The sequence below is a fragment of the Salaquimonas pukyongi genome (assembly GCF_001953055.1).
GTDB lineage: Bacteria > Pseudomonadota > Alphaproteobacteria > Rhizobiales > Rhizobiaceae > Salaquimonas > Salaquimonas pukyongi.
Genome location: NZ_CP019044.1, coordinates 2,500,180 through 2,522,002, shown reverse-complemented (window position 1 = coordinate 2,522,002; position 21,823 = coordinate 2,500,180). Strand labels below are relative to the sequence as shown.

22 protein-coding genes and 1 pseudogene are annotated in these 21,823 nt (G+C 58.8%); 18 read left to right on the top strand and 5 right to left on the bottom strand.

Translation table 11 applies throughout. The annotated features are described in order from the left end of the window. Entirely contained in the window at positions 1 to 786 is a 786-nt protein-coding gene (gene paaG, locus BVL55_RS12080) for a 2-(1,2-epoxy-1,2-dihydrophenyl)acetyl-CoA isomerase PaaG (protein WP_075997108.1), read from the bottom strand. A 91-nt stretch (positions 787 to 877) separates the two neighbouring features. Here paaG and paaZ point away from each other — a divergent pair, with 91 nt between their 5' ends. Together paaZ and BVL55_RS12070 are read left to right on the top strand one after the other, a co-directional pair. Next, the gene (gene paaZ, locus BVL55_RS12075; protein ID WP_075998126.1) at positions 878 to 2,908 is read left to right on the top strand and encodes a phenylacetic acid degradation bifunctional protein PaaZ; all 2,031 of its coding nucleotides are present in this window, start codon (positions 878 to 880) and stop codon (positions 2,906 to 2,908) included. 9 nt (positions 2,909 to 2,917) lie between these two features. Beyond that, positions 2,918 to 3,805 carry a PaaX family transcriptional regulator C-terminal domain-containing protein gene (locus BVL55_RS12070; protein WP_075997107.1) on the top strand — a complete coding sequence of 296 codons (888 nt, stop codon included), beginning with the start codon at positions 2,918 to 2,920 and terminating at the stop codon, positions 3,803 to 3,805. Between the two features lie 6 nt (positions 3,806 to 3,811). Here BVL55_RS12070 and BVL55_RS12065 read toward each other — a convergent pair whose 3' ends face one another. Further along, positions 3,812 to 4,255 carry a PaaI family thioesterase gene (locus BVL55_RS12065; protein ID WP_075997106.1) on the bottom strand — a complete coding sequence of 148 codons (444 nt, stop codon included), beginning with the start codon at positions 4,253 to 4,255 and terminating at the stop codon, positions 3,812 to 3,814. Between the two features lie 136 nt (positions 4,256 to 4,391). Between BVL55_RS12065 and paaA the strand changes: the two genes are divergently transcribed. The 8 genes and pseudogenes from paaA to BVL55_RS12025 all read left to right on the top strand — a co-directional run bounded on the left by paaA (position 4,392) and on the right by BVL55_RS12025 (position 11,213). Then, on the top strand, positions 4,392 to 5,387 hold the full coding sequence (gene paaA / locus BVL55_RS12060) for a 1,2-phenylacetyl-CoA epoxidase subunit PaaA (protein WP_075997105.1): 996 nt from the start codon (positions 4,392 to 4,394) through the stop codon (positions 5,385 to 5,387). A gap of 4 nt (positions 5,388 to 5,391) precedes the next feature. Continuing rightward, positions 5,392 to 5,694, top strand: coding sequence for a 1,2-phenylacetyl-CoA epoxidase subunit PaaB (paaB, locus tag BVL55_RS12055; protein ID WP_075997104.1), 303 nt, complete (start codon positions 5,392 to 5,394; stop codon positions 5,692 to 5,694). Positions 5,695 to 5,706: 12 nt separating this feature from the next. After that, a complete protein-coding gene (gene paaC / locus BVL55_RS12050) occupies positions 5,707 to 6,468 on the top strand; it encodes a 1,2-phenylacetyl-CoA epoxidase subunit PaaC (protein WP_244530501.1) in 762 nt (253 codons plus the stop codon). Between the two features lie 5 nt (positions 6,469 to 6,473). Continuing rightward, complete coding sequence (gene paaD / locus BVL55_RS12045) at positions 6,474 to 6,998, top strand: 1,2-phenylacetyl-CoA epoxidase subunit PaaD (protein WP_075998125.1); 525 nt, start codon at positions 6,474 to 6,476, stop codon at positions 6,996 to 6,998. A gap of 7 nt (positions 6,999 to 7,005) precedes the next feature. Next, positions 7,006 to 8,082, top strand: a complete 1,077-nt coding sequence (locus BVL55_RS12040) for a 2Fe-2S iron-sulfur cluster-binding protein (protein WP_075997102.1) — start codon at positions 7,006 to 7,008, stop codon at positions 8,080 to 8,082. 199 nt (positions 8,083 to 8,281) lie between these two features. Next, positions 8,282 to 9,157, top strand: a complete 876-nt coding sequence (locus BVL55_RS12035; protein WP_075997101.1) for a TauD/TfdA dioxygenase family protein — start codon at positions 8,282 to 8,284, stop codon at positions 9,155 to 9,157. A gap of 36 nt (positions 9,158 to 9,193) precedes the next feature. Beyond that, complete coding sequence (locus BVL55_RS12030) at positions 9,194 to 10,297, top strand: glycine cleavage T C-terminal barrel domain-containing protein (RefSeq protein ID WP_075997100.1); 1,104 nt, start codon at positions 9,194 to 9,196, stop codon at positions 10,295 to 10,297. Between the two features lie 167 nt (positions 10,298 to 10,464). Further along, a pseudogene (locus tag BVL55_RS12025) lies at positions 10,465 to 11,213 on the top strand (Crp/Fnr family transcriptional regulator). 23 nt (positions 11,214 to 11,236) lie between these two features. On the opposite strand, the gene hemN reads toward BVL55_RS12025, so the two are convergent. Together hemN and BVL55_RS12015 are read right to left on the bottom strand one after the other, a co-directional pair. Further along, a complete protein-coding gene (gene hemN, locus BVL55_RS12020) occupies positions 11,237 to 12,592 on the bottom strand; it encodes an oxygen-independent coproporphyrinogen III oxidase (RefSeq protein ID WP_075997099.1) in 1,356 nt (451 codons plus the stop codon). Continuing rightward, complete coding sequence (locus tag BVL55_RS12015) at positions 12,585 to 13,157, bottom strand: hemerythrin domain-containing protein (protein WP_156892532.1); 573 nt, start codon at positions 13,155 to 13,157, stop codon at positions 12,585 to 12,587. Before BVL55_RS12015 ends, hemN begins: the two co-directional genes overlap by 8 nt. A gap of 281 nt (positions 13,158 to 13,438) precedes the next feature. Here BVL55_RS12015 and ccoN point away from each other — a divergent pair, with 281 nt between their 5' ends. The 8 genes from ccoN to ccoS all read left to right on the top strand — a co-directional run bounded on the left by ccoN (position 13,439) and on the right by ccoS (position 21,533). After that, the gene (ccoN, locus tag BVL55_RS12010) at positions 13,439 to 15,058 is read left to right on the top strand and encodes a cytochrome-c oxidase, cbb3-type subunit I (protein ID WP_075997097.1); all 1,620 of its coding nucleotides are present in this window, start codon (positions 13,439 to 13,441) and stop codon (positions 15,056 to 15,058) included. A gap of 11 nt (positions 15,059 to 15,069) precedes the next feature. Further along, on the top strand, positions 15,070 to 15,801 hold the full coding sequence (ccoO, locus tag BVL55_RS12005) for a cytochrome-c oxidase, cbb3-type subunit II (RefSeq protein ID WP_075998124.1): 732 nt from the start codon (positions 15,070 to 15,072) through the stop codon (positions 15,799 to 15,801). Positions 15,802 to 15,811: 10 nt separating this feature from the next. Next, positions 15,812 to 15,970: a cbb3-type cytochrome c oxidase subunit 3 gene (locus BVL55_RS12000; RefSeq protein ID WP_075997096.1), complete on the top strand. Its 159-nt coding sequence runs from the start codon at positions 15,812 to 15,814 to the stop codon at positions 15,968 to 15,970. Next, positions 15,970 to 16,854, top strand: a complete 885-nt coding sequence (ccoP, locus tag BVL55_RS11995) for a cytochrome-c oxidase, cbb3-type subunit III (RefSeq protein ID WP_075998123.1) — start codon at positions 15,970 to 15,972, stop codon at positions 16,852 to 16,854. The genes BVL55_RS12000 and ccoP overlap by 1 nt, the downstream gene beginning before the upstream one ends. A gap of 145 nt (positions 16,855 to 16,999) precedes the next feature. Continuing rightward, positions 17,000 to 18,565, top strand: a complete 1,566-nt coding sequence (gene ccoG, locus BVL55_RS11990) for a cytochrome c oxidase accessory protein CcoG (RefSeq protein ID WP_075997095.1) — start codon at positions 17,000 to 17,002, stop codon at positions 18,563 to 18,565. 21 nt (positions 18,566 to 18,586) lie between these two features. After that, positions 18,587 to 19,075, top strand: coding sequence for a FixH family protein (locus tag BVL55_RS11985; RefSeq protein WP_075997094.1), 489 nt, complete (start codon positions 18,587 to 18,589; stop codon positions 19,073 to 19,075). Further along, positions 19,072 to 21,375, top strand: a complete 2,304-nt coding sequence (locus BVL55_RS11980) for a heavy metal translocating P-type ATPase (protein WP_083649514.1) — start codon at positions 19,072 to 19,074, stop codon at positions 21,373 to 21,375. The genes BVL55_RS11985 and BVL55_RS11980 overlap by 4 nt, the downstream gene beginning before the upstream one ends. Then, positions 21,372 to 21,533: a cbb3-type cytochrome oxidase assembly protein CcoS gene (gene ccoS, locus BVL55_RS11975; RefSeq protein WP_075997093.1), complete on the top strand. Its 162-nt coding sequence runs from the start codon at positions 21,372 to 21,374 to the stop codon at positions 21,531 to 21,533. Before BVL55_RS11980 ends, ccoS begins: the two co-directional genes overlap by 4 nt. Positions 21,534 to 21,559: 26 nt before the next feature. Here the strand turns inward: ccoS and BVL55_RS11970 are convergent, their stop codons facing one another. Beyond that, complete coding sequence (locus tag BVL55_RS11970; protein WP_075997092.1) at positions 21,560 to 21,757, bottom strand: hypothetical protein; 198 nt, start codon at positions 21,755 to 21,757, stop codon at positions 21,560 to 21,562. Between the last annotated feature and the right edge of the window lie 66 nt (positions 21,758 to 21,823).

Sequence of the window (21,823 nt, the reverse complement as noted above, 5' to 3'; positions counted from 1 at the left end):
TTATCTGCCCTGGAAGTTTGCCGGCCGTTTTTCGAGGAACGCGTTCACCCCCTCGCGGAAATCCTCCGAGCGGCCCAGCTCGCCCTGGGTTTCGGCTTCAAGCTCCAACTGTTCATCAAGCGTGTTGGTGCTGGCTGCCTGGATGGCCAATTTGGTTTTGCCGATGCCCAGTGTCGCACCCGCGGCAAGGTCTTCAGCAAGCGTTCGCGCTTCCCCCATCAGCGTTTCATTTGCAACGCATTTGAAGATCAGGCCCCATTCCTCGGCCTGTTTGGCTGAAAGCGGCATGGCTGTCATGGCGAGCGCCTTGGCGCGGGCTTCGCCGACAAGACGGGTCAGCGACCAGGTGCCGCCGGCATCGGGAATAAGGCCGATCTTGGCGAAAGCCTGAATGAACCTGGCGCTTTCGGCTGCCAGCACGATGTCGCAGGCAAGTGCGAGGTTGGCGCCGGCGCCGGCGGCAACACCATTCACGGCGCAGATAACGGGCTTTTCCAGCGAGCGGATTGCCCGAATGAGCGGATTGTAATTGGTGGACAAGGTGACCTTGAGATCGACGATCTCACCCTTGCCCGGATCGCGCTCGGACAGATCCTGACCGGCGCAGAAGCCGCGGCCGGCACCAGTGAGCACGACGGCCCGAATGGCAGAATCCTCTTTCGCCCGTTCGAAGGCGGTGCGAATCAGACGATGCATCTCAACGGTAAATGCGTTGAGCTGGTCAGGCCGGTTCAGCGTGATTTCAAGCACGCCGCCACGGACCTCCGTCAAAAGAGCTTCACTCATTGTTCCTCCCAAGGGCTCCTTGCTTCGCCGGACACTTTACAAAATTTGGCATCCTGTCAATATTTGTAACAAATACAAAAAGGAAATCTCCGTGGAAGTTATCGATGTAAACAGTTTTGCGCTCGGCGGCTGGGCCGCCAGAGCCGGGGACGGGGTGGATCTGCCATCCGCCATCAACGGGGCGACCGTCGCCCGTCTTGCCAGGGCCGAGCTTGATTTTGCCGCCATGCGTGACTTCGCACGCAAAAAGGGCGGGCCGGCATTGCGTGCCATGACGTTCCACGAACGCGCGAAAATGCTCAAGGCACTGGCGCTCTATCTTGGCGAGCGCAAGGAAGCGCTTTACGCGATCTCGCGGCATACCGGCGCCACCTTGAACGATTCCAGGATCGATATCGATGGCGGTATTGGAACCGTGATGGTTTATGCTTCCAAGGGGCGCCGCGAAATGCCCGACGGGCACGTTTACGTCGATGGGGCGGTCGAGCAGCTTTCGCGGAACGGAACCTTTGCCGGTCAGCACATCTGCGTTCCCCTGCAGGGTGTCGCCGTTCACATCAATGCCTATAATTTTCCGGTCTGGGGGATGCTGGAAAAGCTGGCGCCGACGCTGCTTGCCGGTGTTCCGGCGATCGTCAAGCCGGCAACGGCAACCTCCTATCTGACCCATGCCTGCTTTGCCCTTATGATCGAAAGCGGTTTGCTGCCGGAGGGATCGGTTCAGCTTGTCTGCGGGTCGACCGGCAATCTGCTGGATCTTCTCGACTGCCAGGATGTGGTAGGTTTCACCGGGTCAGCAGCAACGGCGCTGAAGCTCAGGAGCCATCCCGGACTGCTGGAAAAATCCGTGCGGTTTACCGCCGAACAGGACAGCCTCAACGCGACCCTGCTGGGGCCGGATGTGGCGCCGGACAGTGAAGACTTCGATTGCTTCGTAAAGGAAGTGGTGCGCGAGATCACCACCAAGGCGGGGCAGAAATGCACCGCGATCCGCCGCATTCTGGTTCCTCAATCATCTATTGGTGCCGTGACCGAGGCGATAACCGCGCGGCTTGAAAAGATCGTCGTTGGTGATCCGGACGCCGAAGGCGTGCGCATGGGCGCGCTGGTTTCCCTGTCGCAGCGCGATGACGTTCTCGAAAAGGCGGCACAGATTGCCGGTGAGGCCGAGCAGGTGTTCGGTGAAAGCGGCAGTTTCTCGCCGGTTGGCGAGGGAACCGAAAACGGTGCGTTCCTGCCGCCCATGTTGTATCACTGCAGTGATCCCGATGGTGCTTTGGCGGTGCATTCGGTGGAAGCATTTGGTCCGGTATCCACCGTCATGGGATATCGCGATCTTGCCCATGGTTGCGCGATCTTGAACCGGGGCGGTGGCAGCCTTGTGGCTTCGCTGTTTACCGCCGATCCGGAAGTTGCCCGCACTGTGGCGCTGGAAAGCGCTGCGTGGCATGGCCGCCTGTACGTGAACAATGCGCATTCGATGGCCGAGGCAACGGGACATGGCGCGCCAATGCCCCATATGGTGCATGGCGGGCCCGGCCGTGCCGGAGGGGGAGAGGAACTGGGCGGCATTCGAGGGGTGGTGCATTACATGCAGCGCACCGCCGTTCAGGGCTCGTCCGACATCCTGACCGGCGTAACCGGCCAGTGGGTGCCGGGTGCAAAGAAGATCGAGGCGCCGGTGCATCCATTCACCCGCAAGTTCGGCGAACTGCAGATCGGTGAGAGCATTGCCGCCGGTCCGCGCACGGTAACTCTGGAAGACATCGAACACTTTGCCGAGTTCACCGGCGATACCTTTTATGCCCACATGGATGAGGAGGCGGCCAAGGCAAACCCGTTCTTTCCGGGCCGGGTGGCCCATGGCTATCTGCTGTTGTCCTTTGCTGCCGGGCTGTTCGTGCAGCCTGATCCGGGGCCGGTGCTCGCCAACACCGGACTGACGGGGCTGAGCTTCATGAAGCCGGTTTCGCCCGGTGATGCGATCAATGTGACACTAACCGTCAAGCGCAAGACGAAACGCACGGCGGACTATGGCGAAGTACGCTGGCATGTTGCGCTTTCCAATCAGGATGGCGAGAAGGTAGCCGAATACGAACTGCATACGATGAATGCGTATTGAGGGCGGAGTGTGAACTTCATTTCCGAAAACAGGCTGGCCAGGGATGTCGCCCAGCAACTGGGCTCGCCGGTGCGATTGAAAACCTGGTCGCTGATTGTCACCGTGTTCGGCGATGCGATTCAGCCGCGCGGCGGGTCGGTTGCTGCAAGCACGCTGGGCGAGATCATGAAGGCCATGGGCGTGGAAGCCGGTGCCATGCGCACCGCGATTTCGCGCCTTGCGAAGGATGGCTGGGTGGAACGGCGCCGCGACGGGCGGACCAGCACGTACAGGCTGGCAGGCCAGCGTGAGCGGGAATTCAGCCTTGCCGCGGACCGGATTTATGCCGGTGGACAAACGGGCAGCACCGGCAGCAAATGGGCGCTGGTGTTTTGTGGCGGGGAGAAAAGCGAAGGAGAGCCCGCCGGGACGATACGGCTTTCCCGCAACTGGCTGCTTGCCGATCTCAATCGCAAGGATGCCGGCTCCCGTGAAGCCGGCGACATTGAAACCTGCTTTGGCGATGCAATGGTCTATCGCGGCGAGTTCCTGCAGATGCCGGGCTGGTTCCAGAAGCTGCTGGCGCCACAGGAGGAGGCGGACGCGATGCACCATCTGATTGGCGTGTTCGCGCCCATCGCAGGCAAGCTGCAAGGGGGCTGGCAGCCAGAACCCCTGGAAGCGCTGGTTTTGCGCTGTCTGCTGATCCATGGATGGCGCCGTATCGCCTTGCGCTTGAAGGGGCTGCCGGAAGAACTTCTTCCCGATGACTGGCCTGAAGCGCAGTGCCGGGCGCTGGTGGGAACCCTGTACAAGCAACTCGTGGTGCCGTCGGAGGCATGGCTTGATGAGGCGGGGTTGCATCCTGGCGACCGTGCCAGGGGCATGCCGGAGGAGATCATGGCCCGGTTCACCTGAACCCGGTCAGTCCAGCCAGGCAAAGGTGCAGGTGGCGTGCGCACCGGGTTTTTCGCTGCCCTCGGCAAAGAAGAACACTTCGGTGACCGCCAGGCGTTTTCCGTTCGACAGCGGTTCGACCTCGATCCTGACCGGCCCTCCGGCTATCGGCCGCAGGAAGCGGATCGAAAAGTCCGTGGTCGTGTTGGGCCGCATGCGGCCATTGATCATGGCCAGTGCCAGCACGGAAACCGTGTCTGCCGCCGCGGCCAGCGCCTGACCGCAGACCACGCCGCCCCCTGGCCCGCCCTTGCGGACAAGGTCGTCACCGGCAGGAAGCAGGAAGACATGGCGGGCGCTCTCTTCGCCGAGAGTTTTGAGTCCGAGTTTCTGCACCCAGGGTGCAAAGACCTCTTCCAGCAGGGCTTGCGCATCTGCCTTGGTGAAGTGCTCCGTTTCCGGTTTGGCCATGGTGCCTCCTGTCGGCGTGATCGCAGTACTGTGCAGGTTATGCACAAGCCGCAGGCCCACTCAACATGTTACAAAAAAACCATTGTTTGGGATTTTGTAACATGATAAATCTTGCGGGAATTCGGAGGAGCACAGCATGTACTCTCAGGGCCTGATCGGTGCTGATGAAAGCACCGAGGAAACGCCGGAGTTTCTCGAGGCGTTTCAAAAGCGCATTGATGCAGAAGAAAAGATCGAGCCGAATGACGCCATGCCGGAAGGTTACCGGCGTACGCTGATCCGCATGATCGGCCAGCATGCCCATTCGGAAATCGTCGGCATGCTGCCGGAGGGAAACTGGATTACCCGGGCACCAACCCTCAAACGCAAGGCGGCGCTGCTGGCGAAAGTTCAGGATGAGGGCGGCCACGGCCTGTATCTGTATTCTGCGGCAGAAACGCTTGGCGTTTCCCGGGCGCAGATGACGGAGGAGCTGCTTGCCGGCAAGGCGAAGTATTCCTCGATTTTCAACTATCCGACGCTTACCTGGGCAGACATCGGCGCCATCGGCTGGCTGGTGGACGGGGCGGCGATCATGAACCAGATTCCGCTGTGCCGCACGTCCTTCGGCCCCTACGCACGGGCGATGATCCGTGTCTGCAAGGAAGAGAGTTTTCACCAGCGCCAGGGCTATGAGATCATGATGGTGCTGGCCAAGGGCACGCCGGAGCAAAAGGCGATGGCGCAGGACGCCCTTGACCGCTGGTGGTGGCCGTCGCTGATGATGTTCGGGCCGCACGATACCGACAGTCAGCATGGCGACCAGTCGATGAAGTGGAAGATCAAGCGCTTCACCAATGACGAACTGCGCCAGAAATTCGTCGATGCGACTGTACCGCAGGCCGAGTTTATCGGGCTGAAAATGCCCGATCCCGATTTGAAGTGGAACGAGGAGCGCGGCCACTACGATTTTGGCCCGATCGACTGGGATGAGTTCTGGCGGGTCGTAAAGGGCAAGGGGCAGATGAATCGCGAGCGCATCAGGGCGCGGCGCAAGGCCTGGGAAGAAGGTGCCTGGGTGCGTGAGGCAGCGCTGGCTCATGCGGCCAAACGCCGGGAGCGGCGATCGGCAAGCCGGCAGGCAGCGGAGTAGGTGCATGGATTTGAACGAAAACACACACAATGAAATTCCCTTGTGGGAAGTTTTCATCCGGCCGCGAAACGGCCTTTCGCACAAGCATTGCGGCTCTATTCACGCCGCAGACGAGGTGATGGCACTGCAGGCGGCCCGTGACGTTTACACCCGGCGCGGTGAAGGCCAATCGATCTGGGTGGTGCGGTCGGCTGACATCGTCGCCTCCGATCCGCAGGACAAGGAAGAACTGTTCGAGCCGACGGCAGACAAGGTCTACCGCCATCCCACTTTCTATGACATCCCCGACGAAGTTGGCCATATGTGAGCAGGTGGCATGATGAGTGAAAAGGAAATGCTGTTTCAGTATGTGCTGCGGCTGGCCGACGACCACCTGGTGCTGGCGCACCGGTTGTCGGAATGGTGTGGCCATGCGCCCATGCTGGAAGAGGATCTGGCGCTGCCGAACATTGCCCTTGATCTGCTGGGGCAGGCGCGTGCGCTGTACGCCTATGCCGGCGAGATAGAGGGCAAGGGCCGCGGTGAAGACGAGCTTGCCTATGTCAGGCCCGAGCATGAATACCGCAATCTGCTTCTGCTTGAACTCGACAATGGCGATTTTGCCCGCACCATGCTGCGGCTGTATCTGTTTGCGGCCTTCATGGAGTTGTTCTGGGAAGAAATGCTGTCGTCCAGGGATGAAACGCTGGCCGCCATTGCCGCCAAGGCGCTGAAGGAAACCCGCTATCATGTGCGCCATTCGGCGGAATGGGTCATCCGGCTTGGTGATGGAACAGCCGAAAGCGCCCGGCGCATGGGCGAGGCGATGGAGGATTTGCAGCCCTATTGTACGGAACTGTTCGAGAGCGATGCGGTAGCTGAATTTGTGGCGCAAAAGGGGATCGGCGTTGATCCCGGCAGGCTGGAAAGTGCCTGGCATGCGGACATTGCGAAAATTTTCCGTGAAGCGCGGCTTGATGGTGATGGGCTTGCCGGCGGGTATCAGAGCGGTGGCCGCAGCGGCCGGCACACCGAGGCCATGGGCTTTTTGCTGGCCGACCTGCAATACATGCAGCGCGCTTATCCGGGCATGCAGTGGTAGGGATGATGGGCGCGGCAGCGGCAGAAACCGGTAGCGATCTGGACAGGATACGCCTGCAGCGGACGGCTTTCGAAGCGGCTGTCGGTGTGCCGGATCCTGAAATTCCGGTCGTCACCGTCGCCGATCTCGGTATTCTTCGCAGCGTTGAACTGGATCAGGCCGGGCGCGCGGTGGCGAAACTGACACCGACCTATTCGGGCTGCCCTGCCGTTGTGGCGATTGAACTGGCGGTGGAGGCAGCGCTTCGGGCTGCAGGCTTTGACCCGGTAATCGAGCGAGTGATTTCGCCTGCATGGACGACGGACTGGATTACGCCGGAGGGCCGCAAAAAGCTGCGCGCATATGGTATTGCCCCGCCGGTGGGAGGCGCCAATTCGAAGCTTGCGCTGTTCGGGCAAACCGCGGTTGCGTGTCCAAAATGCGGCAGCGAGAAAACCGAGCGGATTTCGGAATTCGGCTCCACCCCGTGCAAGGCGCATTACCGCTGCAAGGCTTGTCTTGAACCCTTCGACTATTTCAAGTGCATTTGAGGATAGCATGGCCACGTCGTTTCATTCCCTGACTGTCAGTTCCGTCGCGCCTGAAGGAGAATCTGCCAAGGCAGTCGGCTTTCTGGTTCCGGACGAACTGAAGGATACGTTCCGCTTTATCCCCGGCCAGTATCTGACGCTGAAGACGGAAATCGACGGCGAGGAAATACGCAGGTCCTATTCGATCTGTTCGGCGCCCGGCGATGCAGAATTGCGGGTCGGTATTAAGAAGGTTGAAGGGGGCAGGTTTTCGACGTTTGCCCAGGCGCTGGCGGCAGGTGACCGCATCGAGGTGATGCCGCCGGAAGGGCGCTTTACCGCAGAACCCGGCAAGGTGAAAAAACCTCTTCTGATTGCCGCAGGGTCAGGTGTGACGCCGATACTCTCAATTGCCCGTGCATTGCTGGAGCGCGACCGCGAGGCCGAGGTGACACTGGTCTATGGAAATCGCACCACCAGCGACATCATGTTTCGCGAAAGCCTTGAAGAGCTGAAGGACCGGTTCATGGACCGCTTCAGCCTTGTCTTCGTGCTGTCGCGGGAGGATCAGGACGTGGACATTTCCAATGGCCGGATCGATGCCGACAAGCTGAAACTGCTTGCCGGGAAGGGGCTGATCGATCCGGCCGCCCATGACGGCATTTATCTGTGCGGCCCGCAGGCGATGACGGAAACCTGTTCGGCGGTGCTGCAGGAAATGGGGGTCGACAAGGATCGCATCCGTTTCGAACTGTTCACGCCTGCCGATGGGGGCACGATAGCGCCGGTCCGCCGCCGCGAGCAGGAAGAAAAGGCCGCTGGCGATGTTGTTGTCGAGACCGTTCTTGACGGGGCGCGGCGTTCATTCCGAATGAACGGCAAGGAAGCAAAGGTTCTGGATGCAGCTCACGAAGCGGGAATCGAACTGCCGTTTTCCTGTGCCGGGGGCATGTGCTGTACCTGCCGCTGCCGGGTGGTGGAGGGCAAGGCGGAGATGGACGTCAACTACTCGCTGCAGCCCTGGGAAATCGAGGCCGGATTTACACTGGCCTGCCAGTCGCGCCCGTTGAGCAAGAAACTGGTATTGGATTTCGACGCCAGTTGATGCGCCTTCATCGTGCCGTGTCTCCTTTTTTCGCGATTGACCCGATCCTGTTTGTAAATCAGCGAAAGGAAGGCGCGTGTCTGTTGACGAATTTGGTGCGGTGGTTTGCAGAAGGTGGCGTGCATGCCCTCATTTCGGGTCGCGTACAGACAGGCACAACGGTGTTGTTGTAAGCTTAAATCGGTGAGGAGGACGCGCCATGCTGAAAACAACCCCCTTGCACGACAAATTCGGCGTTACGGTTCATGATGTCGATTTGCGGGATGTGACGAAAGAGCATCTGTTTGCGGACATCCGCAAGCTGTTTGAAGTCCATTCCGCGCTGCTCTTTCCCGCCCAGAAGATCGGCGATGAAGATCATACGCGGCTGGCTGAACTCTTCGGCCCGCTGGAGAACCGCGAGGCGATGGCGGCAGGCCGCGATGTGCCCTTTGAAGTTTCAGCGGTTTCCAACGAAACCGGCAGGGGATCGGTAACGGAGGCCGAAAGCCTGCACACGCTCAACCTGCAGGCCAACATGCTGTGGCATACCGACAGCACCTTCCTGCCTGTTCCCGCGCTGGTAAACCTGCTGACGGCAAAGGTGGTTCCTTCAAGCGGTGGTGAAACGGAACTGGCTTCCACCCGAACCGGCTGGGCGGAGATGCCGCAGGCAATGCGGGACAAGTTCAAGAATGCGGTGATCTGGCACCGCCTTTCCCATTCCCGCAAGCAGATATCGCCTGAGCTTGGCGCAATGCCGGTGATGAACCGCTGGCCGGACCGTCCCTGGAAAGCCATCTGGCCAAATCCCGTTACCGGAGAGGAAGCGCTTTACATTGCCTCCCACGCCTTTGCCATCGAGGGGATGGGTCTTGAAGAGGGAGAAGCGCTCCTGAATGAAGCGATTGCATTGTGCACCCGCCCGGAAAATGTCTATTCCCACAGGTGGAATTCGGGTGATGTGCTGATATGGGATGAGCGCGCCGTTCTGCATCGCGGACGGCCATGGCCTTACGAGGAACCGCGCACGCTTAAAAGCATATGCTGTTCCGCGACAGAAGCTGACGGTTTGGGATACGTGCGCATCGTTTGAATTCGGTATCGACCGGCAACGGCAGGAGTCGAGTTCATGTTTACCATTCATCCAACGGCCAGGTTGCGCCCGTCACCCTTTTACCAGGCAGCGCTTGCCGAGGGCATGACCTCTGCGTCGCTCTACAATCGCATGATCCTGCCAACCTCCTTTGGCGATCCGGAGGCCGAATACTGGCGCATCATCAACGGTGTTTCGCAGTGGGATGTGGGTTGCGAACGGCAAGTGCAACTCAAGGGGCCGGATGCGGGCAGGCTGGCGCAAATCCTCTCTCCGCGAGATCTTTCAAAATGCAAGGCCGGACAGGGCAAGTATGTGCCGCTTTGCAACCACCGGGGAACGGTCATCAACGACCCGATCATGCTCAAACTTGCAGACGATCTGTACTGGTTTTCGATTGCCGACAGCGATGTGTGGATTTGGGCGCGGGCCATCGCCGCCGAGCGCGGCCTTGACGTTGAGGTCAGTGAACCGGACGTTTCTCCCATGGCCATCCAGGGACCGAAGGGCGAGGATGTGGTGGCGTCGGTTGTTGGAGACTGGGTGCGCGATATTCGGTATTTCTGGTTCAAGGAAACCGAGATCGAAGGCATTCCGGTGGCCGTGCAGCGTTCAGGCTGGTCGAAACAGGGCGGCTTTGAAATCTACTTGCGCGATGGCTCGCAGGGCACGGCGCTGTGGAACATCTTCAAGGAGGCGGGAAAACCATATGGCATCGGGCCTGGTGCGCCAACAACGGCGGAGCGCACCGAAAGCGGCCTCGTATCGGTTGGCGGCGATACCGATGAAGAAACCAATCCCTTCGAAATACGGCTTGGCAAATATGTCGATCTGGATGTGGACGACGATGTGATCGGAATAAAGGCACTGCGCCGCATCCACCAGGAGGGGCCGAAGCGCCATCAGCTCGGCCTGATCCTGGAAGGCGAAGAACCGGCACCACTCAAGTTCTCATGGGAGGAGATTCGGTCCGGTGGCAAAACGGTCGGAGAGATGACCAACTGTGTCTGGTCTCCACGGCTGAAGGCCAATATCGGCTATGGGCTTGTAAGCGTGGACTGCGTGCCGGGAGACAAGGTCGAAGTGATGCGCGACAGCGGAGCAAGCAGCGCCAAGCTGGTCGAACTGCCGTTTCTCTAAGTCATTTCCGGCTCTTGCAATTTCGCGATACCTGCATTGCATCCATGGCGCATGCGTCCTTTTGACAATTGTGCGACCCGTCAAATGGATTACATGAAGCCCTGGAGGGATTGACCGGCAACCGCCGATCAGGTTTGCTGGATGTGGAAGCAGGTGTTGCTGAAGTCATGGCCAAGGTAGACCACAAGGAACGACTGGATATCCACAATTCCGAGATTCCGGTGTTGTGCCAGTCCTGCGAGGCGCGTCACAAGGGAATTTGCGGTGCGCTTTCGCCGGAGCAACTGGTCGCGCTCAGCAAGAAGACCTTCAAAAAAAACCACCGGGCGGAATCTGAACTTGTTGCCAGCGACAGGGACATCAATACCTATTCAAACATTCTCAGGGGCGTGGTCAAGCTGACGAAGCTGATGGCCGATGGCCGTCAACAGATCGTGGGGTTGCAGTTTGCTCCCGATTTTCTCGGCCGGCCCTTCAAGCGGCAATCCGGCGTCATCGCGGAAGCTGCCACGGATGTCGCGATGTGCTCCTTTCCTGCACAAGTTCTTGATGAGATGATCGCGGAGTCCCCGAACTGGAACACAAGCTTCACGAACAGGCACTGAAGGAACTCGATGAAGCCCGGGACTGGATGCTGATGCTCGGCCGCAAGACGGCGGGGGAGAAAGTGGCAAGCTTTCTTTTGATGATTGCCAACCACATTGATCCCGAAGCCCTCGACAATGATGAGACGGTTCGGTTTGAACTTCCTCTCAAACGCCTCGATATAGCCGATTTCCTCGGCCTGACCATCGAAACCGTCAGCCGGCAGATCACCAAGCTGCGGCAGAAGGGGGTCATTGAGATTGAGAACAACCGTACGGTGATCGTCTCTGATTTGCAGAAGCTGGAAGAGGCTTCGGAAACCCAGCGCTGAAGAGGGCTGCCAGCTTGCTGGTGTTACACTGCCCGCGAATACTGAAAAGCCGATTGGCGCATATGGGCATCGAACCAGGATGCAACAATACGGGCGAAGGGGCGGGCCGGCAGGGGAATGCGGAAGGCAACATCATCCGCTTCGCAAAGGCCGTCCTCGTCATTTCGGGCGATTGCGACCGCTTCTTTCACAAGGTCATGGCCCATTGCACCGAAACGCTGCGGCAGCGGTTCGAACCGAAACTCAAAATCACACATCAGCCTTTCGATGACATGGGCGCGAATGAGGTCGGCGGGTGTAAAAAGGTATCCCTTGGCGGCAGCCGGTTTGCCGTTGTCGATGCAGGTGCGGTATTGGCCGGTCGGTACGAGATTTTGTACATAGCCTGATGCAGCGCGGCCAATTGCCGATGCTCCCAGCGGCAACATGGTTTTGCAGCTGTCTGTTGTATAGCCCTGGAAATTGCGCCGGAGCGTTCCTTCCCGGGCCGCCTTCTCAAGGCCGTCGCCCGGCCTTGCAAAGTGGTCGATGCCGATCTTCACATAGCCTGCGCCGGTCAGCAGCGCTTCTGCCCTTTGGGCCTGTTCGAAGCGTTCCAGCGTGCCGGGAAGATCGTCTTCCCTGATCATCGTCTGGTGTTTTTTCATCCATGGAACATGGGCGTAACCGAACAGAGCAACGCGCTCGGGCAGAAGATCGACAACGCCGCCAACGGTGTTTTCCAGGCGTTCGATGGTCTGCAGCGGCAGGCCGTACAGTGCATCGATGTTGACGGACTGAATCCCGAGTGAGCGCACGGCGAGCAACAGATCGCGTGTTTGCTCGAAACTCTGGGGCCGGTTGATCGCCTCCTGGACGACAGGGTCGAAGTCCTGAACGCCAATCGACACCCGTGTAACCCCCAGGCGTTTCATGCCGGACAACAGGTCTTCGCCATGGTCGTTGGGGTCGATCTCCATGCTGATCTCGGTTTGCCCATCAATGACGAAGGTCTTTTCCAGGGCACTGGCAATCCGGTTGAAATCCTCGTGCTTCAGCAGGCTGGGCGAGCCACCGCCCAGATGCAGATGTGCCAAAACCGGCTTGCGGGAAAACTGCTGCCGGTAGAGTTCCATCTCGTTTGCAAGGCTTCCCACATAGGCCTGCACCGGGTCATAGCGTTGGGTTTGCTTGGTATGGCAGGCGCAGAACCAGCACAGCCGATCGCAGAAAGGGATATGCATGTAGGCGGAGATGCGCTCACCACCGGTGGCGGCCGAAATCATTTCCGGCAGAATCGCCCCGCCGATACCCGGATTGAAATGCGGTGCCGTCGGATAGGACGTGTAGCGCGGAACGGGTTTTGCATATTTCTGGAGGATCTGTGCCGCATCAGGCATTTGCTGCGGCCCCGCCGGTCAGGTTCCTTCGAACGGCCGGAACCACATGCTCCCACTCAAATGCAACATGGCGCCGAACGCCTTCAAAGAATCCCCGCAGCATGTAGGCCAGGGCCTCGACATTTGACTGCTTGGGATTGCTTGCAAATTCCATCAGTGCATCCTGGACTTCAAATGCGAAACTCTCATCTTCCCAATGCTCGGCATGCAGCCGCTGTATGGTGATCTTCGTTTCTTCGTCGGATTCGCAATTGTCGGTCAGCAACGGGAACAACGACTTCTCTTCAAACTCGTGTGACTGTTTGACGGTCGGATAAATCGAGCCGGCAACCTCGACGCATTTGCTGCATTCGATGTTTTCGGGAAGCTGGTCGGCGATTTGCTCCAGCGTGTCGCACAGCTCAAGACAGGCGCGAAGATGCTCCCGCAGTTCAACAAGAAGCGGAGGTTCCCCGTTCGGCGTAACAAGAGAAACAGGCTTTGCTCCCGGCTCCATTCGCAACTCCGCCAGTTGAAATAAGACTTTTGTAGCTGTCCGCAGTCCACCAGCATTGATCCAGATCAAAGCGTTTGCGTGCGACTGCGGCAATTAAGGAGCGGGGTACTGGGACCAGTTCACGTTCTCACAAGCAGGGATGCAGATGGCGTTGAAGCCGCAAAAGTTCGCACGGAAAAGCCCACAGGGCGCGCATTGCACCCGGCTGCGGGGAATGGTGCGGCCGATTGCAGCGGGTTGTGCCAATTTTTCCTGTAGCAGCGTTGTGTGCCGTCTCTACCCTGTTTATGAGGGCATGATCTAACGTGTGCTCATGCATTCTTGTTTGACCGTAAGAAGGGCTTGGACAAATGAAATACCTTCTTGAAGCGGTTGTGGTTCTGTTTGCAGCTTTCGCTGCTTTCCTGGCCGCAGCCTTTTCTCAGGACAGCCTGTTCCAGCAGCACATCGGCATTGTGTCCGCCGTGCTGCTTATTGGCTCACTCCTGCTGTTCCGCCGCGTTCAGTTTGCCGGTGCCGGTGCCGACGTGGCCGAAGATACGAGCGGCTACCTTGACGGTGTTATCCGTTACGGAGCCATAGCGACCGCGTTCTGGGGCGTTGTCGGATTTCTCGTTGGCGTCATCGTGGCTGCCCAGCTTGCGTTTCCCGATCTCAACATTGAACCCTGGCTGAACTTCGGCCGCACAAGGCCGCTGCACACGTCAGCGGTGATTTTCGCCTTTGGCGGCAATGCGCTGATCGCAACGTCGTTTTATGTTGTGCAGCGCACATCCCGTGCGCGCCTGTTCGGCGGCGATCTGGCGTGGTTCGTTTTCTGGGGCTATCAGCTTTTCATTGTGATGGCAGCGACCGGCTACCTGCTGGGCATTACGCAATCGCGTGAATATGCGGAGCCCGAGTGGTATGTCGACCTTTGGCTGACAGTTGTCTGGGTTGCCTATCTTGTGGTCTTCCTTGGAACCATCGTCAAACGCCGTGAATCTCACATCTATGTCGCGAACTGGTTCTTCCTGTCCTTCATCGTCACCATTGCGATGCTGCATGTGGTCAACAACATGGCCATTCCGGTATCGTTCCTCGGGGTCAAGAGCTACTCGGCGTTTGCCGGTGTGCAGGATGCGCTGACCCAGTGGTGGTACGGCCATAATGCGGTCGGGTTCTTCCTGACGGCAGGCTTCCTCGGGATGATGTATTATTTTGTGCCCAAGCAGGCCGAGCGCCCGGTTTATTCCTACCGGCTGTCAATCGTTCACTTCTGGGGCCTGATCTTCCTTTACATCTGGGCCGGACCTCACCACTTGCACTATACCGCGCTGCCTGACTGGGCTCAGACGCTGGGCATGGTGTTCTCGGTGATGCTGTGGATGCCCTCCTGGGGCGGCATGATCAACGGTCTGATGACGCTTTCGGGCGCCTGGGACAAGCTAAGAACCGATCCGGTTTTGCGCATGATGGTGATCGCCATCGCGTTCTACGGCATGTCCACCTTCGAAGGGCCGATGATGTCGATCAAGGCAGTCAACTCCCTGTCGCACTACACTGACTGGACCATCGGTCACGTCCATTCCGGTGCTCTCGGCTGGAATGGCATGATCACTTTCGGTGCCCTGTATTTCCTGGTGCCGAAATTGTGGAACCGTCAGCGCCTTTACAGCCTGCGGCTGGTCAACTGGCACTTCTGGCTGGCAACCCTCGGCATCGTGGTCTACGCGGCCACCATGTGGGTCGCCGGTATCCAGCAGGGTCTGATGTGGCGCGAATACGACGACCAGGGCTATCTGGTGTATTCCTTCGCAGAATCGATCGCGGCCATGTTCCCCTATTACGTACTGCGTATGACCGGTGGACTGCTGTTCCTGCTGGGATCGCTGGTCATGGCCTATAACCTGTACAAAACCATCCGCGGCGATCTGCGGGAAGAAGTGCCCATGGGCGCTGAAGCCCCCGCGGTTCAACCGGCCGAATAGGAGTGGGTGCAATGGGTATTCTCGACAAACACAGAACACTTGAAACCAATGCGAGCCTTCTGCTGGTGGCGTCCTTTGCGGTCGTTACGGTGGGCGGTATCGTGGAAATAGCACCTCTCTTCTATCTCGAAAACACCATCGAGGAAGTCGAAGGCATGCGGCCCTACTCGCCGCTGGAGCTTGCCGGGCGGAACATTTATGTCCGCGAGGGCTGCTATGTCTGCCATTCGCAGATGATCCGCCCGTTCCGCGATGAGGTGGAACGGTACGGGCACTACAGCCTGGCCGCCGAATCCATGTACGATCACCCGTTCCAATGGGGATCGAAGCGAACGGGGCCGGATCTTGCCAGGGTGGGCGGACGCTATTCCAACGAATGGCATGTCGAGCACCTGATCGAGCCGCGCGCCGTTGTGCCGGAATCGGTAATGCCTTCCTACTCGTTCCTGGCTGATACCGATCTCGATTTGGGCGATGTTTCTGCCCACATGATCGCCAACCGGCGGGTCGGTGTGCCGTACAGCGACGAGATGGTGGAAAGCGCGGCTGATGACCTGGCAGCCCAGGCCGATCCGGATGCGGACTGGTCGGGTGTTGAGGCACGTTATCCCAAGGCGCTTCTCGGTGATTTCGACGGCGATCCTTCACGGCTGACCGAGATGGATGCACTGGTTGCCTATCTGCAGATGCTTGGCACGCTGGTCGACCTCTCAACCTATCAGCCTGACGGCTCACCGAGATAGGGGAAGTGCAATGGACTTTGACTATCAATCAATGCGTACCTTCGCCGACAGTTGGGGGCTGCTCTATATGTTCCTCATTTTTGTCGGGGTCGTGGTCTGGGCGTTCCGGCCCGGCTCGAAGAAAATGAGCGAAGATGCCGCAAACATTCCGTTCAAGGAGAATGAATGATGGCCGATGACAAAAAAACCGGTCGTGAAATCGACGAGGTTTCCGGTGTCGAGACCACTGGCCACAGCTGGGATGGCATCAAGGAACTGGACAACCCGATGCCGCGGTGGTGGCTTTGGACCTTCTATGCCACCATCGTATGGGCACTGGCCTATACCGTGTTCTATCCTGCATGGCCCTTGATCAGTTCCTCCACTGGAGGGTTGCTTGGCTGGTCGAGCAGGGCAACGCTCCAGCAGGATATCGATGCGGCGAAGGAAGCCCAGGCGGTGTTTCTCGACAAGCTGGCTACCATTGAGGTTTCGGAGATTCAGTCAGACGCTGAACTGACCCAGTTTGCCATTGCCGGCGGAAGCGCCGCCTACAAGGTGAACTGCGTGCAGTGTCACGGTTCGGGTGCAACCGGTTCTCCAGGGTACCCCAACCTCAATGACGATGACTGGATCTGGGGTGGTACGGTTGAAGACATCTACACCACCATCGCTCACGGCATCCGTCATGCGGGTGATGATGACACGCGCGTCTCCGAGATGCCGGCCTATGGCGCCGTTGAAATCCTGAGCAAGGAGGAAATCAGCGACGTTGCATGGTATGTCCGCAAGATTTCCGGTCAGGAGTTCGATGCGGCTGGCGCAGACCGCGGGCAGGTTGTGTTTGAAGACAATTGCGCTGCCTGCCACGGCGACAATGGCGAAGGCCTGCGTGAATTGGGCGGCCCCCGGCTTGCTGATGCGATTTGGCTCTATGGCGGTGAGCACAGCGATATCGTTGCCCAACTCAACAAGCCCAAACACGGTGTCATGCCGGCCTGGGGTGAACGGCTTGGCGAAGCGACGGTCAAACAGCTTGCCGTCTATATCCACTCACTGGGCGGCGGCGAGTAAGCGCCACAAAACGACGCAGTGACAAAAGGCCGGGTATTCCCGGCCTTTTTTTTGGTTGACTTGGATCAAGGTCGCCAGGACGCTCCCAGGGATACACAGGCTGGGGTTTGATCCCGGCATTTATCAAAACAGCGGCAGGGCCGAAATGAGTACCACATTGCTTAAGCAGCCTGATATCGAACCGCATGATGTCAAGGCAGTAAATGCGGGGGCAAAACAAAAGGCCCAGCCGCTTTATGCTGCTCGCGAGAAAGTGCACCCCAAGCGGGTCCAGGGGACGTTTCGCCGGCTCAAATGGATCATTATGGCCATTACGCTCGGCATCTACTACATCACGCCGTGGCTACGCTGGGACCGGGGCGAGTTTGCGCCGGATCAAGCGGTTCTGATCGATTTTCCCAGCCGCCGGTTCTATTTCTTCTTTATCGAAATCTGGCCGCAGGAATTCATCTTCATTGCCGGTCTGCTGGTTATGGCCGGCATCGGCCTGTTTCTGGTTACTTCGGTAGCCGGGCGGGCCTGGTGCGGTTACACCTGTCCCCAGACGGTGTGGACTGACCTGTTTTTGGTCGTCGAGCGCTTTTTTGAAGGCGATCGCAATGCCCGCATCCGCCTCGACAAGGCGCCATGGACATTTGAAAAGATCCGCAAGCGGGTTTTCAAACACGCGACCTGGATTGTCATTGCCGTACTGACCGGCGGGGCATGGATTTTCTATTTTGCCGATGCACCGACCCTGCTGAAGGACTTCCTGACCTTCAAGGCGCCGTTTGTGGCCTACGGTACAGTCGGCGTGCTGACCGCGACCACCTACCTGTTCGGCGGCATCATGCGCGAACAGGTGTGCATATACATGTGTCCCTGGCCGCGCATTCAGGCGGCCATGCTGGATGAGGATTCGCTGGTTGTCACCTATAATGACTGGCGCGGTGAACCGCGGACAAAAGGCCTGAAGAAGGCCGCTGCTGCCGGTGATGCGGCGGGTGATTGCATTGACTGCAATGCCTGTGTCGCGGTGTGCCCGACGGGGATCGACATCCGGGACGGGCAGCAACTGGAATGTATCACCTGTGCCCTGTGCATCGATGCCTGCAACGACATCATGGACAAGATCGGCAGGCCCAGGGATCTGATCTCCTACGCTACGTTGCGCGAGTACAACCACAACATGGCGATTGCGCGTGGCGTGGATGGTGAAATTCACCCCGAGAGGGTGCGCAGGGACAACAAGTTTGTCGATGCGGTCATGCATTTCGACTGGCGTATCTTCTTCCGGTTGCGCACGATGGTCTATTTTCTGGTCTGGGGGCTGATCGGCCTTGGTATCCTGATTGCGCTGACGGCGCGCGACCGGCTGGAAGTCAACGTTCAGCACGATCGCAACCCAGTCTTTGTGCAGCTTTCCGACGGCTCGATCCGCAACGGTTATACCGTCAAGTTGCTGAACATGATCCCCGAGCCGCGTACGATCTTTCTCAGCCTTGATGGATTGCCGGGCGCGACGATGAGCATCAACGAAATCGACCAGCCCGACGGGGTGAGCTTTGCCATTCCGGTTGAGCCGGACAAGCTGAGGTCGCTGCGGGTGTTCGTTTCCGTTCCCAGGGACCGCGTCAGCCCAGGAAAGCGCAGCTTCCAGTTCATTGCAGAGGACAAGCAGTCTTTCGAGCGAGATGCCTATGATGCTGTGTTCGAAGCGCCGACCAAATAGTGGTATAAGGTGAATATGAAAATGTCTGAATTTTTGCGTATGGAGAAGTTCACCGGTTGGCACATGCTGGCCATCATGGTGGCATTTTTCGGTGTGATCGTATCGGTCAACCTGACGCTGGCCTGGTATGCGAATTCGAGCTGGACCGGACTTGTGGTCAAGAATTCCTATGTGGCGAGCCAGAAGTTCAACGACAAACAAGCCGAACGCAGACGCCAGATCGCCCTGGGCTGGAAAGCGGGCATTGAATATCAGGAAGGTGTTCTGGCGGTGCAGCTTGAAGATGCCGACGGCAAGCCGGTGGTGCTGAATGTGCTGGAAGCCCGGGTTGGGCGCCCGGCTTTCGAATCAGAGGATCGCGCGGTGGTATTCGTTCCGTCTGGCGGCGGCATCTACAGGGCTGAAACGCAGCTTTCCAGCGGTATCTGGCGCGCCGAGTTGAAGACGGCGGATACGCCGGAAAAGACCTGGGAACATGCCATTCGTTTTGTGGTGCCTGATGTGAAATGACGTGCTGTGGCGGAAATGTTGCTGGCGAGCAGGTGGCGGGAACGTCCCGTGAGCTGACACGTCTTGCTCGGGCCGAAGAGCTTTCAAGGCAGGGCGTGCGGCAGCCGGATGGCAGTGTGCACTTTACACTGTCGAGCCCGTCGATCCATTGCGGTGGCTGTATATCCATCATCGAACGCAATCTGGCGAAACTGCCGGGCGTGCGCGAGGTTCGGGTCAATCTCACGCTGAAACGCATCTCTGTGTTGCTGGAGAGCGACGCGGTTCCGGTCCTCAATGTGGTCGAGGCGCTGGAAGGGTTCGGCTATCAGGCCTATCCTCTCAACGACGCTCCGGACGAAAATGACAAAAAGGCGGCCTCGGAGTTGCTTCGCGCATTGGCGGTTGCCGGTTTTGCAGCCATGAACGTGATGCTGCTTTCGGTGTCGACCTGGTCGGGGGCTGATGGGGCAACCCGTGACCTGTTCCATCTGATTTCCGCGCTCATTGCCATTCCGGCCGTTGCCTATTCGGGGCGTATCTTTTTCCGCTCGGCCTGGTCGGCCCTTCGCGGCGGCCATCTCAACATGGATGTGCCGATATCGCTTGCAGTGCTTCTTGCCGTGGGGATGAGCCTATATGAAACGCTGAACCATGGTCAGGAAGCCTATTTCGATGCGGCGGTATCCCTGCTGTTCTTTCTGCTGATCGGGCGCTATCTCGACCAGATGATGCGCGACCGGGCGAGAAATGCCGTCATCGGGCTGAGCCGCCTTGCGGTTAAGGGTGCCAATACGGTCGGCCCGGATGGAAAAACGGTGTACCGTCCCATCGACGAGATCGAACCTGGGATGCGCATCCGCGTTTTGCCGGGGGAGCGGATCCCGGTAGACGGTGTGATCGTCAAGGGATCAAGCGATCTCGACCTTTCCCTTGTTACCGGCGAAAACCAGCCGGCCATTTTGGGCAAGGGCGATGCCTTGCAGGCTGGCACCTACAACCTGACGGGGCCGCTTGATATCGAGGTCCTGCGGCCGGCCTCACAGTCCTTTCTGGCCGAAGTCTCCACCATGCTGGCTGCGGCGGAGAAAGGGCGCGGCCACTACATGCGCATTGCCGACCGGATGGCGCAGATTTATGCCCCGGCTGTTCATCTGCTGGCGCTCGTTGCCTTCCTGGTATGGATGGCCATCAACGGGGACTGGCATCAGGCGCTTTATGTGGCGATATCCGTGCTGATTATCACCTGCCCTTGTGCACTCGGTCTTGCCGTTCCCGTGGTGCATGTCGTTGCTGCTGCCCGGCTGTTCGAGGAGGGAATTCTCGTCCGTGATGGCAGCGCCCTGGAACGGATGGCGGAAATCGACCATGCGGTCTTCGACAAGACCGGAACGCTGACCCATGCAATTCCCCAGATTGTGCGCGCGCCGTTTTCGAGCGTGCGCCATGAGCAGATGGCCTATTCGCTGGCGGTGCTGTCCTCGCATCCGGCATCGCGGGCACTGGTTCAGCACCTTGGCGAGCGCGCCGTACTGCCGCTTGATGATGTGCGCGAGGTTGCGGGCTGCGGTATTGAGGCGCTTGCAGGCGGAAAGCGGGTTCGCCTCGGAAATCAGGCGTGGGTGGCGAAGATCGCAAAAGGCGAAGTGCCGGACCGGGCTTCCTCCGGTATCTCCTTTGCTGAAGAAGGCGGCGGCCTGATACATTGCGAAATTCGCGAGCGGGTCCGGGAGGATGCAGGCGCTGCCATCAGGGAACTTGAGGCAGATGGCATCGCCGCCGAGCTGCTTTCCGGCGACAAGCCGGGCCCTGTGGAGGCGATTGCCAAAAAACTTGGACTGCAACGCTGGATGGCGGAACAGAAACCGGCGGACAAGATCGCGCGGATCGAGGCGCTGAAGGAACAAGGGGCCCGGCCGCTGATGATCGGAGACGGGCTTAACGATGCCCCGAGCCTTGCGGCTGGTTATGCCTCCATGGCACCAGCGTCTGCTTCCGATATCGGCCGGGCTGCGGCGGATTTTGTGTTTACGCGGGACGGCATTGACGCGGTTCCCTTCACCTTTCGACTGTCGCGGTTTGCGGGAAGGCTGGTGCGGCAGAATTTCGGTCTTGCCATCCTTTACAACTGTATCGCGGTGCCGCTGGCTTTCCTCGGTCTGGTAACCCCGCTGTTTGCGGCGATCGCCATGTCGCTTTCTTCCATCGTGGTCGTGACAAACAGCTTGCGGCTGTCGCGCTTTGGCGTGCGAAAACGCCGCAATGCAACCATGCGGGAAGACCGGCGAACCGGCCACGCGATCGGGAACCAGGCAACATGAATGTACTGCTGTTTCTGATTCCCGTGGCGCTGCTGATGGGATTGGCCGGACTGGTCGCCTTTATCTGGAGTCTCAATTCGGGACAGTATGAGGATCTTGACGGCGCTGCAGCGCGCATTCTCGAAGATGACGACGAAAAGCCGGGCAAAGAGGAATAACCGGCAGTACTGCCTTTCAGGCTCGCTCACATGATGAGCGCGGCAACCGCAAGGCCGGCAAAAGCTGCGAAAAGCCCGGTTGCCAGCCCCAGCCAGTACCCGTCGACAATCATCGATTCTGGCGTGGACTTCTGACCAAGCTGCATGCCGACCAGTTCCGACAGGGCGGTTTTGAGTTCAGTGTTGTTCAATTCATCAATTGAGCGATTTTTCCAGCGCACCATTTTGGCACTCCCATTGCAATCTGTGCAACGGGGTTCAAGTTTCGTGCCAGTATGTTGAGTACGGCT

Excerpts from the sequence above, each read along its gene's own strand:
- ccoO (WP_075998124.1), top strand. The coding sequence starts at position 15,070 with ATGGGTATTCTCGACAAACACAGAACACTTGAAACCAATGCGAGCCTT.
- BVL55_RS12040 (WP_075997102.1), top strand. The coding sequence starts at position 7,006 with ATGGCCACGTCGTTTCATTCCCTGACTGTCAGTTCCGTCGCGCCTGAA.
- BVL55_RS12035 (WP_075997101.1), top strand. The coding sequence starts at position 8,282 with ATGCTGAAAACAACCCCCTTGCACGACAAATTCGGCGTTACGGTTCAT.
- ccoG (WP_075997095.1), top strand. The coding sequence starts at position 17,000 with ATGAGTACCACATTGCTTAAGCAGCCTGATATCGAACCGCATGATGTC.
- ccoS (WP_075997093.1), top strand. The coding sequence starts at position 21,372 with ATGAATGTACTGCTGTTTCTGATTCCCGTGGCGCTGCTGATGGGATTG.
- BVL55_RS11985 (WP_075997094.1), top strand. The coding sequence starts at position 18,587 with ATGTCTGAATTTTTGCGTATGGAGAAGTTCACCGGTTGGCACATGCTG.
- paaG (WP_075997108.1), bottom strand. The coding sequence starts at position 786 with ATGAGTGAAGCTCTTTTGACGGAGGTCCGTGGCGGCGTGCTTGAAATC.
- paaA (WP_075997105.1), top strand. The coding sequence starts at position 4,392 with ATGTACTCTCAGGGCCTGATCGGTGCTGATGAAAGCACCGAGGAAACG.
- paaC (WP_244530501.1), top strand. The coding sequence starts at position 5,707 with ATGAGTGAAAAGGAAATGCTGTTTCAGTATGTGCTGCGGCTGGCCGAC.
- BVL55_RS12000 (WP_075997096.1), top strand. The coding sequence starts at position 15,812 with ATGGACTTTGACTATCAATCAATGCGTACCTTCGCCGACAGTTGGGGG.
- paaB (WP_075997104.1), top strand. The coding sequence starts at position 5,392 with ATGGATTTGAACGAAAACACACACAATGAAATTCCCTTGTGGGAAGTT.
- paaD (WP_075998125.1), top strand. The coding sequence starts at position 6,474 with ATGGGCGCGGCAGCGGCAGAAACCGGTAGCGATCTGGACAGGATACGC.
- ccoN (WP_075997097.1), top strand. The coding sequence starts at position 13,439 with ATGAAATACCTTCTTGAAGCGGTTGTGGTTCTGTTTGCAGCTTTCGCT.
- ccoP (WP_075998123.1), top strand. The coding sequence starts at position 15,970 with ATGGCCGATGACAAAAAAACCGGTCGTGAAATCGACGAGGTTTCCGGT.
- BVL55_RS11980 (WP_083649514.1), top strand. The coding sequence starts at position 19,072 with ATGACGTGCTGTGGCGGAAATGTTGCTGGCGAGCAGGTGGCGGGAACG.
- BVL55_RS12065 (WP_075997106.1), bottom strand. The coding sequence starts at position 4,255 with ATGGCCAAACCGGAAACGGAGCACTTCACCAAGGCAGATGCGCAAGCC.
- hemN (WP_075997099.1), bottom strand. The coding sequence starts at position 12,592 with ATGCCTGATGCGGCACAGATCCTCCAGAAATATGCAAAACCCGTTCCG.
- BVL55_RS11970 (WP_075997092.1), bottom strand. The coding sequence starts at position 21,757 with ATGGTGCGCTGGAAAAATCGCTCAATTGATGAATTGAACAACACTGAA.
- BVL55_RS12030 (WP_075997100.1), top strand. The coding sequence starts at position 9,194 with ATGTTTACCATTCATCCAACGGCCAGGTTGCGCCCGTCACCCTTTTAC.